Here is a 15,312-nt window from a genome sequence, read left to right as displayed (position 1 = left end):
CTGCGCAAGCCATGATCACGACAAACGAAGGGGCCGCAGTGCGGTTCACACATCGGGGGACGGCGCGCGCGGCGCGAGGACTCGGCATCGGAGTCCTCGCGCTGTCGCTCGCCCTCACGGGTTGCGCGAGCAAGAAGAACAAGAAGAGCAAGAAGCGGAAGTCGTCCTCCTCGCACTCCCGCACCATCGGCGGGGCGACCGGTGGCTCCGCCGCCAACCACCGCAAGAAGGGCGGCGGTTCGCTCGCCGGGGCCCAGAGCGCCCAGGCGGTCCTGCCGCCCGCGACGGCCATGCCGGCCGCGCTGCGCACGGTCACCACGGAGCCGCACAGCCGCGCCAAGGCGCCGACCCTGTGCAAGGACCCCGGCAGCAAGTGCAAGAACGCCGTGGCCTATGGCGGCGCCGGGTACAGCACCAACGACAAGGCTCAGGGCGCGAGTTACGACGTGATCGTGTACCGCGACGCCCGGGCCGCGCGGCGCGCCTTCGCGGCTTGGGACGCGTACGTGAAGAACGACGAGCGCGAGCTGCGAGAGCTGCTGGACTCCGGATACGGGGCGGACAGCGTCACGTTCACCTACAGGACCCTGGCACAGAAGGGCACCCAGGAGACGGTGATCCTCCAGGACAAGTACATCGGCACGCTCCAGCACCGCGACAAGGCGAGCGCGACGAGCGGAGTCCGGCCGGTCCTGGCGGACCTCTCCGAGGTGTACGCACAGCGCCTGCGGCAGGCCGCGGACGGCGAGACGCCGACCGCGTCGGCGGCGACGGTCAAGGTGTCCTGAACGCCCGGTGGTTGAGGCGTCGGGGGCGGGCGCTCCCGGGGGCGGGGGCTTCCGGGAGCGGGCGCGCCCTCAGTCCCGCGACTGCCCCCGGATGCCCCGCAGCATCACGATCTGCCCGACGATCGCGGCCGCCGCGCCGCCGACCGCACCGACGAGGTACGCCACAGCCTTGATGATCTCCGCGGTGTTGTCGGGGCCGGACGCCGGTGTCGCGGGCAGGAAGGCGGTGGGCTGCGCGGCGCCGGGCTGTTGCGGCTGTGCGCCGGGGGCGGCCGCCGAACCGCTGGCGGTCGGGCTCGCGGAGACGGGGGCCGAGTACGTCGTCCCCGGCAGCTGTGCCGGTGACGAGGTCACGCTCGGGATGGAGCCGGGGTCCGAGGGCGCGGAGCACGAACCGCCCCAGTGGAGATCGGCCTTGGACGCCGCGTTGCCGAGGAACACCAACAGGACGACGCAGCACACCGCGAACCCGAACGCCCTGATCCGGCGCCCGAGCCGCTCAGTGTGCCGGGCCTTCTCGGCCGCCCACCCCATGTGCTGACGATACGGCCGCAGGCCGTGGCGAAGCAGGCGGAAAAGCAGAAGCGGGACGGACGTTCAGGACTCCTTGAGCCACACCCGCAGCTCCTCCTTCAGCGACCGCTGGAACGCGGTCACCAGGGCCTGCACCACCATCGGCTGCATATGGGCCGAGAGCGAGCGCATCGCCGCCACGTGCTCCGGGTCCGACTCGCGCTCGCGGTAGGGCCCCCACACCTCGTCGCGGAAGAGCCGCGACAGCTCGTGGGCCGCCGAGCGGGTGTGCTCCATGAGGACCGTGCGGGCCGCGAGGATCGTCTCGTGCGCGATCGGCACGTCCAGGAGCTGTACGCCGAGCCGGAGCAGGCCCGGGTCGACGCGGAACGTCTCCGGGGCCTCCGTCCGCGCGAGCACCCCCATCGCCGCGAGCCGGTCCAGGTCCTCCTCCGACAGCGCGCGCCCCGCCCTGCGCTCGAGGCCGGGCAGCGCCATGTCCTCGGCCGAGTCCGGGGCCCACGAGGCCACCACGGCACGGTGGATGGCGAGGTCGTGGGCGCTCAGGTCGGGCGGCAGCTGTTCCAGGTAGCGCTCGATCGCCGCCAGTGTCATGCCCTGGTGCTGGAGCTCCTCTATGAGGGCGAGCCGGGAGAGGTGCTCCTGGCCGTAGTGGCCGACGCGGCGCGGGCCGATCGCCGGAGGGGGCAGCAGGCCCTTCGTGCCGTAGAAGCGGATCGTGCGGACCGTGACGCCCGCGCGCGCGGCCAGCTCGTCGACAGTGAGCGTCGGCTCCTCGGTGTCCGTCGTCATGGCGGCGCATCGCCTCCCCGGTTGTGCACCAATGCGGTGTAACAGTATTGCTGGCACAGCTGAGTTGTGAAACCCTCCGGGACCACACGCTCCGTCACGCACCTGTCACCCCCATCGTCGATGGCACCAGGAGACGGTCATGAGCACGATCCTGCGACTTCCCGGAGACCCCGCCGACCTCACCCTGCCCGCCCTGCTGCTCCGCAACGCCGAGGACCACGGAGACCGGCCCGCCCTCTCCTGGAAGGACGAGGGCGCCGCCGCGTGGACGACCCTCACCTGGCGCGACGTCCGCCGCAAGGTCGCCGTCCTCGCCGCCGGGTACACGGCGCTCGGCGTCACGCGCGGCGAGCACGTCCTGATGATGATGTCCAACCGAGCCGAGCACTGGCTGAGCGACCTCGCCCTGGTCCACCTCGGCGCCGTGCCCGTCACCGTGTACAGCACCGCGGCGCCCGAACAGGTCGCGCACATCGCCCGGCACAGCCGCGCCCGCTTCGCGATCGTCGAGGGCGCCCGTGAACTGGCGCGCTGGGAGCCGCTGTTGGCGGACGGGACGGTGCCGCTGGAGCGCCTCGTCGTGGCCGAGGCCGCCGAGGCGGGCCCGCACCGCACGTACGGCTCGCTGCACGCCACCGGCGCCCGTCTGTACGACCCGGACGGATTCGAGAAGGGCTGGCGCGAGGCCCGCCCCGAGGACGCGCTCACCGTCGTCTACACCTCGGGCACCACCGGCGACCCCAAGGGCGTGCGCATCACCCACCGCAACGTCCTCCTGAACTCCGTGGCCCTGGACTCCGTCGTCGAGCTGCCCGACCACGTCGAGCACATCTGCTACCTGCCGTTCGCGCACATAGCCGAGCGCATGCTGGGCCTCTACCTCTCGGTGTTCCGCGCCGCGCACGTCTACCTGTGCCCGGACCCGGCGGCGGTCGCGGCGACCGCGCGCGAGCTGCACCCGGCACAGTTCTTCGGCGTCCCGCGCGTGTGGGAGAAGCTCGCCACCTCCGTACGGGCCGTGCTCGCGGGCCTCCCCGAGGAGCAGCGCACCGCGATCGAGGCGGCGAACGCAGCGGCACGCGCGCGCGTGGAGTACCGCGAACGGGGCGAGGAGCCGCCCGCCGCGGTCGAGTCCGCGTACCAGGAGGCCAAGGAGCAGGTCCTCGACCCGCTCCTCTCCCTTGCCGGGCTCGACCGGCTCGTGTCGACGTCGAGCGCGTCGGCGCCCATTCCCCTGGACATCGTGCGGTTCTGGGCGGGCTTCGGCATCACGATCATGGACGCGTGGGGGCTGAGCGAGACGACGGGCGTCGTCACGACGAACAACCCCTCCGGCTTCCGGCTCGGTTCGGTGGGCCGCCCCCTGGACGGCGTCGAGGTCCGCGTCGCCGAGGACGGCGAGATCCTGGTGCGCGGCGCGACGGTCAGCGACGGCTACCTGCGCGCCGACGGCACCGTGGAGGGCATGGTCGACGCCGACGGCTGGTTCGCGACCGGCGACATCGGGCGGCTCGACGAGGACGGCTACCTCTGGCTCACCGACCGCAAGAAGGAAATGATCGTGACCTCGACGGGCAAGAACGTCTCGCCCGCCCTCGTCGAGAACGCCCTCAAGGAGCACCCCCTCATCGGCCAGGCCCTCGTCCACGGCGACGGCCGCTCCTACCTGGTGGCCCTCCTCGTCCTCGACGCCGAGATGGCCCCCGCGTGGGCCGCCGCGCACGGCATCACCGGCGACCTGACCACGAGCGAGGCCGTGCGCGCGGAGGTCGACCGCGCCGTCGAGGCCGCCAACTCCCGCCTCAACCGCACCGAGCAGGTCAAGCGCTACCGCCTGCTCGGCGAGGAGTGGGGCCCCGAGACCGGCGAGCTCACGCCCTCCCTGAAGCTGCGCCGACGGGTCATCAGGGACCGCTACCAGCAGGCGATCGACGATCTGTACACCCCTTGACCAGCAGCTGTACATGCCCTGATCACCATGTGAGAAGTACCGCTATGTGACGTGCGCCACCGCGTAGTGGGTGATCTCTGGGGGAAGGTGTCCAATCGGTCCGCGCCACGTCAGGGGTGTCGCGGACCGGAGCACATCCGGACCCCGGAGCTCTTCCGGGCGACCAGAGAGTAGATCCACCACGTGAGCAAGGAAGCCGTAGACACGGCCGCCGTGGACGCGTCCCGCAACGACGCCTCCCAGGCCCCCGCGGACGCGGGCGACGCCGGATACAGCAAGGACCTCAAGGCCCGTCACGTCAACATGATCGCGATCGGTGGCGCGATCGGCACGGGCCTCTTCCTCGGGGCGGGCGGCCGCCTCAACTCGGCGGGCCCCGCACTCGCCCTCGCGTACCTCGTGTGCGGCATCTTCGCCTTCTTCGTCGTACGCGCCCTCGGCGAGATGGTGCTCTACCGTCCGTCGTCCGGCTCGTTCGTCTCGTACGCGCGCGAGTTCCTCGGCGAGAAGGGCGCCTACTTCGCCGGCTGGATGTACTTCCTCAACTGGTCGACGACCTGCATCGCCGACATCACGGCGATCGCCCTCTACACCCACTACTGGAGCTTCTTCACCGACATACCCCAGTGGGTGCTCGCGCTGATCGCCCTCGCGGTGGTCCTCTCCGTGAACCTCATCTCGGTGAAGTACTTCGGTGAGATGGAGTTCTGGTTCGCGATCATCAAGGTCGCGGCGCTCACGGCCTTCATGATCATCGGCATCTTCCTGCTGAGCACCCAGCACAAGGTGGGTGGCGAGACGCCGGGCCTGAACATGATCACGGACCACGGCGGCTTCCTGCCGAACGGCATGATGCCGGTCGTGATCGTGATGCAGGGCGTCGTCTTCGCGTACGCGTCCCTGGAGCTGGTCGGCGTCGCGGCCGGCGAGACCAAGGACCCGCAGAAGATCGTCCCGCGCGCGGTGAACTCGATCATGTGGCGCGTCGGCCTCTTCTACGTCGGCTCGGTCGTCCTGCTCGCCCTGCTGCTCCCCGGCGCCATGTACTCGGCCGACCAGAGCCCCTTCGTGACGGTCCTCTCCAAGATCGGCGTCCCGGCCGCGGGCGACGTCATGAACTTCGTGGTCCTCACGGCCGCCATGTCCTCCCTCAACTCCGGCCTGTACTCCACCGGCCGCATCCTGCGCTCGATGGCGATGGCGGGCTCGGCGCCCAAGTTCACGGCGAGGATGAACCGCAACCAGGTCCCGTACGGCGGCATCCTGCTCACCGCCTCGATCGGTGTGCTCGGCGTGGGCCTGAACAGCATCGTCCCGGAGAAGGCGTTCGAGATCGTCCTGAACGTGGCCTCGCTCGGCATCATCGGCACCTGGATCACGATCATGGTCTGCCACCTCGCCTTCGTGCGTGCCGCCAAGGCGGGCCGGATCAGCCGCCCGAAGTTCCGCCTGCCCGGCAGCGGGGTCACGGAGTACGTGACGATCGCGTTCCTGCTCGCCGTGCTCGGCCTCATGTGGAAGGACGCGGAGATCGGCCGCAAGACCCTGTTCCTGATCCCGATCGTGGGCGCGGCCCTGGTCGTGGGCTGGTTCGGCGTCCGCAAGCGGGTCGACCGCGAGGCGCAGAGCCTGACGCAGGAGTAGCCACAGGAGTAGCCCTGTGTGACGGCGGGCCGGTCCCGCTGTCAGTGCCTGCCCTTACGGTGGCGTCATGTCGGAGATCACGTATGTCCGGGGTGACGCCACCGCGCCGTTGGGCAAGGGCGTCAAGGTGATCGCCCATGTCTGCAACGACCTGGGCGGCTGGGGCAAGGGCTTCGTGCTCGCCCTCTCCCGCCGCTGGCCCGAGCCGGAGGCCGCCTACCGCCGCTGGCACCGGGAGCGCGCGAAGAACGACTTCGGCCTGGGCGCGGTCCAGTTCGTCGAGGTGGGCCGCCACATCCGGGTGGCCAACATGGTCGGCCAGCGCGGCATGAAGACCGGCAGCAAGGGCGTCCCCGTGCGGTACGAGGCGATCGACACCGCCCTCGCCGCGCTCGCGGACAAGGCGGCCGAGCTCGGCGCGTCCGTGCACATGCCGCGCATCGGCTGCGGCCTCGCGGGCGGCAAGTGGTCCCGGGTCGAGCCGCTGATATCCGAGCGTCTCGTCGGGCGGGGGATCGCGGTGACGGTGTACGACTTCGGGGGGTGACCCCTTGGGGGCTCGGGGGAGGAGGGGAGACGCTCGGCCTCTCGGCGGGACCGGACCCGCAGGAGGCGCACCGCGGACTCACTGGAGGGAGCCGGCCGCCGTCTCGCGGACCCGCGGGCGAGCCGCACCCGCGGGTCCTGAGCGAGTCGCTCACCCCTCACCCCTCGCCCCCTCGCCGCGCGTTCACGGGCGAGCGGCCCGCCCGCGTGCCTGCTGGGACCCGCGTGCCTGCTGGGACCCGCGCCCCTGCTGGGACCCACGAGCGAGCCGCCCGACGCACCGCCCCATCAGGACACCCGCGTCACCCCCTGCCCCACGACCCCGGCCGAGCCCGCCGCGCTCTTCGCTGCCGCACGGCGCCCGACCACCCGGGCAGCCCCGCCGACCACGACCGCGAGTCCCACGAGCAGCGCGCTGACCCACAGCGGTGCGCGGTGGCCGAGGGGTGTGTCGAGGGTCAGGCCGCCGAGGGTGGGGCCGAGGGCGGCGCCCACGTTCAGGGCGGCCGTGGCGAAGCCGCCGGCGAGGGTGGGGGCGTCCGAGCCCGCGTACAGCGCGCGCGTGATGAGCGTCGTGCCGACCGCGAACGACAGCGTGCCCTGGACCAGGACGAGCACCGCCGCGGCCACGGGGTTCCCCGCCGTGAGCGCGAACAGCACCCACCCGGCCAGGAGCGCCGTACCGCCCACCGTCAGGACCGCGACCGGCCTGGTGTCCGCAAGCCGCCCCGCCATCGTGACCCCGAGGAACGACCCCGCGCCGAACAGCGCGAGCACCCCCGGCACCCACGCGTCGCCGAACCCACTGACGTCCGTGGCCAGCGTCGCCAGATACGTGAACGTGCAGAAGGTCGCGCCGTTGACCAGCGCCCCCAGCAGCAGGGTCACCAGGAGCCGGGGGCGCCGCAGCACGCCGAGCTCGGCCCGGAGGGCAGGGGCGGCCGCGCCCCGCCCGGCACCACCGGATCCCGTCCCGGATCCCGTCCCGGATCCCGTCCCGGATCCCGTCCCGGATCCCGTCCCGGATCCCGTCCCGGATCCCGTCCCGGATCCCGTCCCGGACCTCGTGGCGGAACCGGACCCGGACCTGGATCCGGGCCCCGTCCCGGACCCGGGCGCGGCAGCCCCGTCCGGCACCGACCGCACGATCGCGACGACCGCCGGAACCGAGACGACGGCCACGGCCCAGAACGCCGACCGCCACCCCCACACCGCGCCGAGCAGCGCACCCGCGGGCACCCCCGCGACACAGGCGAGCGTGACGCCTCCGAGCAGCACCGACGTGGCGCGCCCCTTGGCGTCCTGGGCGACCATCGAGGTGGCGGCCGCCAGGGCGACGGCCAGGAACCCGGCGTTGGCGAGCGCCCCCACCACCCGCGTGCCCACGAGGACCGGATAGCTCGTGGTGAGGGCGCCGAGGACGTGCACGCACAGGAAGGTGAGGAGGAACGCGAGCAGCGCGCGGCGGCGCGGCCAGCGCAGACTCAGGGCCGCCATCAGGGGCGCACCGACGACCATGCCCACGGCGAACGCCGAGGTCAGCGAACCGGCCGCCGCGACGGACACGTCCAGGTCGGCGGCGATGTCCGGGATGAGCCCGGACAGCATGAACTCGGAGGTGCCCTGGGCGAACACGGCGAGTCCGAGCATGTAGAGAGCGAATGGCACAGCAGAACTCCGCAACCACATCGGGAGAAAGTGAGAGAACCCGTGAGGCGGCGGTCCGGGGCGGAACGCGCAGAAAGGGAACAGCACACCCGCGAGCGCGGGCGGCGACACCGCGAGAGCCACCGGACGGCCGGTGGCTAGCGTCTGTCGGACTCGGGGCTGTTCACGATCAGCACCCTAGCGAGGGCCGCCGAGCCCGTCCACGCATTTCTGGCGGAGGCCCAACTCCCCATCCCCGCACGGAAACACTCCCCATCCCCGCACGGAAACCCGGAACGGAAACCCGGAACGGAAGCCCGGAACGGAATCCCCGCACGGATCCCCGCACGGCAGTGACATGTGTGCGTTGCTTCGCGCCGATGAGCGGGTAATGAGTCCCCATGCATTTAGTTCCGGCCGACCTGGGCCCGGTGAACCCCAGGGTGCACGACTGGGCCTACGCCTTGCCGCTGCTCGCCCTCTGCTACCTCCTGCTCCGCAGGGTGCTGCGCCGTGCGGAGGGGGCCGAGGTGCCCGAGGCGTACGAGGCGTACGAGGCCACGGGGCCGAGCCGGGAACAGAGCACCGCGCTGCCCGAGGCCGCCCGCGTCGAGGAGCGGCGCGAGCGGGGCGCCGTGATCACCGCCGGACAGGCCCGCGTCGAGGCCGAGCGCGCCTCCGCCGAGGCCGAACTGCGGTGCCAGGTGGCGGAGGTGGCCTCGGAGCTGGCGTCCCGCTCCGTCGATGACCCGCTCCCGGCGGTGGCGCCACCACCCGTTCCCTGAGCCTGCACCACCCTCCCCATCCCCATCCCCATCCCCCTGTCCCCGTCACCCTCGCCATCCTCCTCGTCCTCGTCCGCGTCGCCACCGGGCGGGCCCGGGCCGCCGCATACTGGAATCAGGACCACGGCCACCTCTCCCGACCCCCACGGCGCCATGACCTCTCACGCCACGTCGCACGACGCCCCGTCGAACCCCGCCCCACCCCCTCCCGGCGGCATCCTCTGGAGCATCGCGGGAGACGTCCGCATGCTGCTGGCCCTGCCCGCCGCGATGACCCTTCAGGTGGCGCATCCGGCGGTCGGCGCCGGGGTGGACGCGTACTCGGTCTTCCGCACCGACCCCTGGGGACGCGGCGAACGCTCGCTGCGTTCGCTGGCCCTCTGGGTGTACGGGGGTGAGTGCGCCGCCGAGGAGGGGCGCAGGCTCCGGGTCCTGCACCGCTCCATCCGGGGCACCGACACCCGCGGCCGCCCCTTCCGGGCGCTCGACCCCGCCGCCTACGCCTGGGTGCACGCCACCGGCTTCCCCGTCTACCGGCACGCGCAGCGCTACGTCGGCCGGCGGCCCTTCACGCCGGGCGAGGAGCGGCAGTTGTACGCGGAGTGGCTCCAGGTCGGCCGGATCCTCGGGCTGCGGGACCGGGACATGCCGGGCACGGTCGAGGAGTTCTGGCCGTACTACCGCGAGATGCTCGCGCACGAGGTGCAGTCGAACGCGGTGGTCCGCGAGCTGACGAGCCCGACTCCGGCCATTCCCGCGCCGGACTTCGGCCCCCGCCCGGTGCGGTGGACCCTCCGGGCGCTGTGGCCTCTCCTGCTGCCCCCGCTCGCCCGTCTCCGCCGTTTCCTCACGATCGGGCTGTTGCCGCCCGACGCGCGGGAGGCGATCGGCCTGGAGTGGACGGCTCGAGAGGAGCGGGCGCTGCGCCGGTTCGGCCGGGTGGTGCGCGTGGTGGTGCCGGTCTTGCCTGAACGGGTGCGGTACTTGCCGCTCGCGCGGGCGGCCAGGGCAGAACACCGCGCACACCGCTGAGCCCGGCTCCTGGCTCGCCGGTCCCGCCTCCCGGCCGCCCCGCAGGTCCCGCCCCGCCGGTCCCGCCTCGCCCGGCCCGCCCCGCCGGTCCCGCCTCTCCGGTCCCGGCTTTCGGGTCCGGGCTCCGCGCTTCGGAAGTGAAGCTTCCGGACAGCTGCGGTCAGCTTCCGTCACCTTCACGCTTCGACGACTGTCGCACCCGGCCGTGCGGGACAGTGGCCGTTCGGCCCGTGGCGTCTCGCCGCGGGCCAGGGGGTGAAGGCCGTACGAGCAACGGTGGGGGAGGCGGGTCGGGTGCCTGCTGCGGGAAAGCGTGCCCTGCTCGCCACCGGCGTTGTTGTTGTCGGTGTGGGTGTTGTGGCGGGTGTGGTCGCGTCGGGGTTCGGCCGGGTCGCGGCTGCGGTCGTGCCGGCGGTGGCCGCCGCGGTCGTCGGGTGCCTGGCGCGGCACCGCGCAGCCGCCGCCAAGGTCGCTGCCACCGACGTCACCGGCGCAGCCCTGTCAGCCACCGACGCCACCAGCGGAGCCGCAGCCGCCGCTGAGGCCACCTCCACCGACGCCACTGACGCCACCGGCACAGCTGCAGCCGCCGCCGCCAAGGTCGCCGCCACCGAAGCAGCCGCAGCCGCAGCCACCGCCGAAGTCAACACCCCACCCTCACCCCCACCCGCACCCACCGCCCACCCCACCAGCACGCCTCCGCCCGTCCCCCCGGCCCCCCTCGACCTCCACATCGGCCGCCACCGCATCGCCACCCGCTATCTCTCCGCCTCCCCGGACGCCGTGCTCGGCGGTGATCTCTTCGACATCGTCGACTCGCCGTACGGGCTCCGTGTGATCGTCGGGGACGCGCGCGGTCACGGGGCCGTGGCGGTCCGGCTCGCGGCGGCCACCGTCGCCGCCTTCCGGGCCCTGGCCCCCGGTACGCCACGGCTGCCGGACCTGGCCGGCCGCGTGGACGCCGCGATCGGCAGCCGTCTCGGTGCCGAGGACTTCGTCACCGTCGTCCTCGCCGAGTTCGCCCCCGGCGAGGTGCGCCTGGTCAACTGCGGGCATCCCGCGCCGCTGCGCCTCGGGGCGCGGCTCGAAGCCCTCGAACCGGCGGAGCCCGTACCGCCGTTGGGCCTCCACCCCGTCCCGCGCCAGCAGCGCTACCGCCTCGCGGACGGCGAGCGGCTGCTGCTCTACACCGATGGGCTCAGCGAGGCGCGCGACGCCGAGGGCGTGATGTTCCCGCTCGACGCCCGGGTCAAGAAGGCGCTCGGCGGACCGCTTCTGCACGACTGCCTCGACGCCCTCCACACCCTCGTCGCGGCCCATACGGCGGGCCCCCTCACCGACGACCTGGCCCTGCTGATCTGCGAGCCGCGCACGGCGCCCGTCGACGTTCCGTGCCCGCTGCCCGAGACGGGCTGTGATCAGGTGTCCGGGGGCGGGAGCTAGCCGGCCCCGCGCCCGTAGAGGGAGCCGGGGCCGGTCGTTGTCGGCGTCAGCCTTCCGGTGACGGGAGTTCGGCTCCCCGCGCATACGCCAGCCCCCGGCTCATCCCCAGCGCCGCCCCGTCCCGGAACGCCCGCTCGTACGCGGGATCGCCGAGAGCCTGCCGTGCGCCCTCCTCGCATGCCTGGCGGGCCTGTTGGAAGTGCGGGGACTTGGAGTGCGGGCTGCCGCCCACGCGTTGCCACAGGCTGTCCGCGACGCCCTGGAAGCAGGCCGCCCGTTCCGCCCGGCCGAGGGCCAGGGTCGCGGGGGCGAGGACGTCCAGGATCACCGCGCTCATCAGGGTGTCGCCGAGAACCTGCGGGCCCGCCAGAGCCCGTTCGGCGTGGGCCTGGGCCTGGCCGAAGCGGCCGTTGCCCGCCTCCGCGATCGCGCACAGGTACTGCGCGATCGACGACGCCCACAGGTCGCCCCGCGCCCCGCACTGCTGCCGCACCCGGCTCATCAGCTCGCTCACCGTGTCGAACTCGCCCAGCTGGGCGAGGGCGTAGCCGAGGGTGAGGCGGCCCATCACCCAGAACGGGAACGCGTAGTCCTCGGGCGGCTCCGCGGACCAGCCCTCCAGCGCCGCCACCGTGGCCCGCTGGTCCCCGTACAGGGTCAGCCGGGCCGCCGTCAGCTGCGCGGCGGCCAGCGCGGCACCCGTGCGGTCGCCGGGCCTCGCCATCGCGGCGCACTGCCGGGCCGCCTCCTCCGGAAAGGCCGAGTCCCCCTGGACGTTGGCGAGGTACCCGCGCACCCACACCGCCCGCACCCGGTCCCGCACCGGCCCCGTCTCACCCCGCAGGTAGCCGGGCGACGGGTCGAGGGCCAGGGCCCGGTCCAAGTAGTCGCAGCCCTCCCGCTGCACCCCGCAGCAGAACCAGAAGCACCACAGCGCGCCCGCCATCCCCACCGCCGCGGCCGCGTCGCCCCGGGCCAGGTGGAAGTCCAACGCGGCCCGCAGATTGGCGTGTTCGGCGGCCAGACGCCCGTACCACTGCCGCTGGCGGGGGCCGATCCACTCGGCGTCCGCCTCCCGCGCGAGCCGCAGGAACGCCTCCGCGTGGCGGCGCCGCACCCCCGGCTCCTCCCCGAGCCCGGCCAGCCACTGACCCCCGTACTCCCGGATGGTGTCGAGCATCCGGTAGCGGTCGCCCACGCGCGTGACCACCGACTTGTCGACGAGCCCGGCGAGCACCGGGCCCACCTGGTCGGCGCCGAGCGGGCCGCCCGCGCACACCTCGCGCACGAAGGCCGGGTCGAAGCTGCCGGGGAAGACCGCGAGCCGCGCCCACAGCAACCGCTCCAGGGGAGTGCAGAGTTCATGGCTCCAGCCGATGGCGGTGCGCAGCGTCCGGTGCCGGTCGAGCCCGGCCTCCGTGCTGTCCGCGCCCGCCGCGCCCGCCGTGCCCGCCGCTCCTTCCACGTCCGCCATCGTGCCTTCCGTGCCTGCCGCGTCCTCCTCAGCCGGCTCGTCCAGGGTCTCGAAGCGCAGGCGCAGCTCCGCCGCGAGGCGCGTCACCGAGAGCTGGCGCAGTCGCGCCGCCGCCAGTTCCAGGGCCAGCGGGATGCCGTCGAGGCGGCGGCACACCTCCTCGGCGGCCGCCACATCCGCCCCCGCGAAGCGCAGGCCCGGCACCGCGGCCGCGGCCCGCTCCGTGAACAGTTCCAGCGACTCGCACGGCCCGTCGGTGTCCATCGACGTGTCCCCGTCTCCGTCCCGGGCCCCGTGCGGGTCCCCGTCTCGGCCCGTGTCCCGGTCTCCGTCTCCCGGCACCGCGAGCGGGCGCAGTTCCAGCACCTGTGCCCCGCGCACCGGCAGCGGCTGGCGCGAGGTGCACAGGACGGTCACCTTCGGTGCCACGGCGGCCAGTTCGGTGGCCAGCGACGCGCACGCCTCCACCAGGTGCTCGCAGGTGTCCAGGACGAGCAGCAGCTCCTTGTCCGCGAGCCACTCGGCGAGCACCACCGCCATGGGCCGCACCGTCTGGTCCACGATGCGCAGGGACTCCGACACGGTGAGGGCGAGCAGCTCGGGGCTGTGCAGCGCCGACAGGTCGGCGAGCCAGACGCCGTCGGGCCAGCGCTCACGGGCGGCGGCCGCCGCCCGCAGCGCGAGCCGGGTCTTGCCGACACCTCCCGGACCGGTGATGGTGACGACCCGTGCGTCCCGCAACGCCCCGCCCACGACGGTGAGTTCGGGGCCACGCCCCACAAAGCTGGTGGTCTCGGCGGGGAGGTTTCCCCTGCTCAGACCGGATGGTGCAGACATGCTTTCTCCCCGCGGACTGGTCACTCCGCGCGTGGTCACCCACGCGCGCTCAGTGTGACGAGCCCGACGGAGCGGGGGGAGCGGCATCCAGGAATCGGTCAGAAGTGGGCATCGGTGCCCATGATCCGGTCGGAAGGGGTTCTGACTCAGAAGGGCCCCGCACCCGGCGCACACACGCCGGACGCGGGGCCCGCACACCGAGGGCTGAGCGGACTCAGTGCGCGTGCACCTCGTTCGTCGCGGCGATCTGCTTCCACGACTTCGGCCGAGCGGGCGCCTTCGCCGCGGCACCCTTCGCCGGGGCACGCAGCACGCCCGCCTTCTTCGCGGCGGGCGCCGCGGGCTTCGACGGCTGGTACAGCCAGGTGTCGAAGAGCTCGGCCAGCGGCTTGCCCGACACCTTCTCCGCGTACTTCACGAAGTCACCGACCTTCGCGTTCCCGTACGCGTGCTCCTTCGGCCAGCCCTTGAGGATCTGGAAGAACGCGTCCTCGCCGACCGCGTTGCGCAGGGCCTGGATGGCGAGCGCGCCCCGGTCGTAGACGGCGATGTCGAACTGGTTGTCCGGGCCCGGGTCGCCCGGCTTGACGGTCCAGAAGGCGTCGTCGGCGGGGTGCTGCGCGTACACGTAGTCCGCGAGCTCCTGCGCCGTGCCCTCGCCCTCCTTCTCCGACCAGAGCCACTGGCTGTAGCGGGCGAAGCCCTCGTTGACCCAGATGTCCTTCCAGTTGTCGACGGAGACGCTGTCGCCGTACCACTGGTGGGCCAGCTCATGGACGACGACGGAGACGTTGGCGCCGTTCGCGAACTGCTTCGGGCTGTAGAAGGGGCGGGTCTGGGTCTCCAGGGCGAAGCCGCTCGTCACGTTCGGGACGTAGCCGCCGAGCGCGTTGAAGGGGTACTTCCCGAAGACCGTCTCCAGCCACTCCGCGACCTCGGTGGTGCGCTCGATGCTGGCGCGCGCCGCCCCGTCGTTGTCGCCGAGGTCCTTGCTGTAGGCGTTGAGGACCGGCAGCCCGTCGGCCGTCTTGTCCGTCGTGATGTCGAACTTGCCGACGGCCAGCGTCGTCAGATAGCTGGCCTGCGGCTTGTTGGAACGGTAGCTGTAGCGGGTCCAGCCGAGCTTCGAACTCTGCGACTGCAGCACGCCGTTGGAGATCGCCTGGTGGCCGTCGGGCACCGCGACCGAGACGTCGTAGGTGGCCTTGTCGCGCGGGTGGTCGTTGGAGGGGAACCACCACGCGGCGGACTCCGGCTCCTGCGCGGCCACGCCGCCGTCCGGGGTGCGCGCCCACGCGGTGTAGCCGTTGATCTTCACCTCGGAGGGCTTGCCCGCGTAGCGCACGACGACCGTGATCGGCGTGCCCTTGGGCAGCCCGGCCGCCGGAGTGATCTCCAGCTCCTGCTCGCCGGTCTTCGCGAACGCGGCCTTCTTGCCGTTGACGCGGACCTCGCTGACCTTCAGGCCGAAGTCGAGGTTGAAGCGCGACAGGTTCTGGGTGGCCTTGGCGGAGATCGTCGCCGTGCCCTCCAGGAGGTCGGTGGCGGGCTGGTACTTCAGGCGCAGGTCGTAGTGCGAGACGTCGTATCCGCCGTTGCCGCTGGCCGGGTAGTAGGGGTCGCCGGCGCCCGGAGCCCCAGGGGTGAAGTCTGCGGCCGATGCCGGGATCGCCAGCAGCAGCGCGGCCGCGAACGCGCCCGGGGCGATGAGTCTGCGGTACACGGAAGCTCCAAGTCTTAGGGTCACAAGATCTGTTGGGACTGCTGGGAGCCTATTCAGCCCCCTGTGCGCGCGTCATGTCCATGGCCCCGGATGACACACGATTGCCATTCAGCCGA

General features: G+C 72.7%; 12 protein-coding genes. 7 read left to right on the top strand and 5 right to left on the bottom strand.

All coding sequences use genetic code 11. The annotated features are described in order from the left end of the window. Positions 1 to 11: 11 nt before the first annotated feature. A complete protein-coding gene (locus ACFWYM_RS05620) occupies positions 12 to 788 on the top strand; it encodes a hypothetical protein (RefSeq protein ID WP_384830402.1) in 777 nt (258 codons plus the stop codon). Between the two features lie 69 nt (positions 789 to 857). Here the strand turns inward: ACFWYM_RS05620 and ACFWYM_RS05615 are convergent, their stop codons facing one another. Together ACFWYM_RS05615 and ACFWYM_RS05610 are read right to left on the bottom strand one after the other, a co-directional pair. After that, positions 858 to 1,322 (bottom strand): hypothetical protein, encoded by a 465-nt coding sequence (locus tag ACFWYM_RS05615; RefSeq protein ID WP_384830399.1) that lies wholly within the window; start codon positions 1,320 to 1,322, stop codon positions 858 to 860. Between the two features lie 63 nt (positions 1,323 to 1,385). Continuing rightward, complete coding sequence (locus ACFWYM_RS05610; RefSeq protein ID WP_384830396.1) at positions 1,386 to 2,114, bottom strand: MerR family transcriptional regulator; 729 nt, start codon at positions 2,112 to 2,114, stop codon at positions 1,386 to 1,388. Between the two features lie 139 nt (positions 2,115 to 2,253). Here ACFWYM_RS05610 and ACFWYM_RS05605 point away from each other — a divergent pair, with 139 nt between their 5' ends. From ACFWYM_RS05605 to ACFWYM_RS05595, 3 genes are all read left to right on the top strand, one after another. Further along, complete coding sequence (locus tag ACFWYM_RS05605; RefSeq protein WP_384830393.1) at positions 2,254 to 4,065, top strand: AMP-dependent synthetase/ligase; 1,812 nt, start codon at positions 2,254 to 2,256, stop codon at positions 4,063 to 4,065. Positions 4,066 to 4,248: 183 nt separating this feature from the next. Next, positions 4,249 to 5,709 carry an amino acid permease gene (locus ACFWYM_RS05600; RefSeq protein WP_384830390.1) on the top strand — a complete coding sequence of 487 codons (1,461 nt, stop codon included), beginning with the start codon at positions 4,249 to 4,251 and terminating at the stop codon, positions 5,707 to 5,709. Between the two features lie 67 nt (positions 5,710 to 5,776). Continuing rightward, positions 5,777 to 6,256, top strand: coding sequence for a macro domain-containing protein (locus tag ACFWYM_RS05595; RefSeq protein WP_384830387.1), 480 nt, complete (start codon positions 5,777 to 5,779; stop codon positions 6,254 to 6,256). A 287-nt stretch (positions 6,257 to 6,543) separates the two neighbouring features. On the opposite strand, the gene ACFWYM_RS05590 is transcribed toward ACFWYM_RS05595, so the two are convergent. Beyond that, positions 6,544 to 7,923: an MFS transporter gene (locus tag ACFWYM_RS05590; protein WP_384830385.1), complete on the bottom strand. Its 1,380-nt coding sequence runs from the start codon at positions 7,921 to 7,923 to the stop codon at positions 6,544 to 6,546. A 380-nt stretch (positions 7,924 to 8,303) separates the two neighbouring features. Here ACFWYM_RS05590 and ACFWYM_RS05585 point away from each other — a divergent pair, with 380 nt between their 5' ends. The 3 genes from ACFWYM_RS05585 to ACFWYM_RS05575 all read left to right on the top strand — a co-directional run bounded on the left by ACFWYM_RS05585 (position 8,304) and on the right by ACFWYM_RS05575 (position 11,162). Next, the gene (locus tag ACFWYM_RS05585) at positions 8,304 to 8,687 is read left to right on the top strand and encodes a hypothetical protein (RefSeq protein ID WP_384830382.1); all 384 of its coding nucleotides are present in this window, start codon (positions 8,304 to 8,306) and stop codon (positions 8,685 to 8,687) included. 153 nt (positions 8,688 to 8,840) lie between these two features. After that, entirely contained in the window at positions 8,841 to 9,719 is an 879-nt protein-coding gene (locus tag ACFWYM_RS05580) for an oxygenase MpaB family protein (RefSeq protein WP_384830379.1), read from the top strand. A gap of 294 nt (positions 9,720 to 10,013) precedes the next feature. Continuing rightward, positions 10,014 to 11,162 carry a PP2C family protein-serine/threonine phosphatase gene (locus ACFWYM_RS05575; RefSeq protein WP_384830375.1) on the top strand — a complete coding sequence of 383 codons (1,149 nt, stop codon included), beginning with the start codon at positions 10,014 to 10,016 and terminating at the stop codon, positions 11,160 to 11,162. A gap of 46 nt (positions 11,163 to 11,208) precedes the next feature. Here the strand turns inward: ACFWYM_RS05575 and ACFWYM_RS05570 are convergent, their stop codons facing one another. Then, on the bottom strand, positions 11,209 to 13,473 hold the full coding sequence (locus tag ACFWYM_RS05570; protein ID WP_384830373.1) for an ATP-binding protein: 2,265 nt from the start codon (positions 13,471 to 13,473) through the stop codon (positions 11,209 to 11,211). A gap of 214 nt (positions 13,474 to 13,687) precedes the next feature. After that, positions 13,688 to 15,196: a M1 family metallopeptidase gene (locus tag ACFWYM_RS05565; protein WP_384830370.1), complete on the bottom strand. Its 1,509-nt coding sequence runs from the start codon at positions 15,194 to 15,196 to the stop codon at positions 13,688 to 13,690. Positions 15,197 to 15,312 lie beyond the last annotated feature (116 nt).

Source organism: Streptomyces sp. NPDC059009 (genome assembly GCF_042740175.1).
Taxonomy (GTDB): Bacteria; Actinomycetota; Actinomycetes; order Streptomycetales; family Streptomycetaceae; genus Streptomyces.
Note: the sequence above shows the minus strand (reverse complement) of the source record. Positions and strands in the feature narration are given on the sequence as shown.

What these genes read in the sequence shown, in the direction of transcription:
- ACFWYM_RS05620 (WP_384830402.1), top strand. Translation starts at nt 12, where the DNA reads ATGATCACGACAAACGAAGGGGCCGCAGTGCGGTTCACACATCGGGGG.
- ACFWYM_RS05615 (WP_384830399.1), bottom strand. Translation starts at nt 1,322, where the DNA reads ATGGGGTGGGCGGCCGAGAAGGCCCGGCACACTGAGCGGCTCGGGCGC.
- ACFWYM_RS05610 (WP_384830396.1), bottom strand. Translation starts at nt 2,114, where the DNA reads ATGACGACGGACACCGAGGAGCCGACGCTCACTGTCGACGAGCTGGCC.
- ACFWYM_RS05605 (WP_384830393.1), top strand. Translation starts at nt 2,254, where the DNA reads ATGAGCACGATCCTGCGACTTCCCGGAGACCCCGCCGACCTCACCCTG.
- ACFWYM_RS05595 (WP_384830387.1), top strand. Translation starts at nt 5,777, where the DNA reads ATGTCGGAGATCACGTATGTCCGGGGTGACGCCACCGCGCCGTTGGGC.
- ACFWYM_RS05585 (WP_384830382.1), top strand. Translation starts at nt 8,304, where the DNA reads ATGCATTTAGTTCCGGCCGACCTGGGCCCGGTGAACCCCAGGGTGCAC.
- ACFWYM_RS05580 (WP_384830379.1), top strand. Translation starts at nt 8,841, where the DNA reads ATGACCTCTCACGCCACGTCGCACGACGCCCCGTCGAACCCCGCCCCA.
- ACFWYM_RS05570 (WP_384830373.1), bottom strand. Translation starts at nt 13,473, where the DNA reads ATGTCTGCACCATCCGGTCTGAGCAGGGGAAACCTCCCCGCCGAGACC.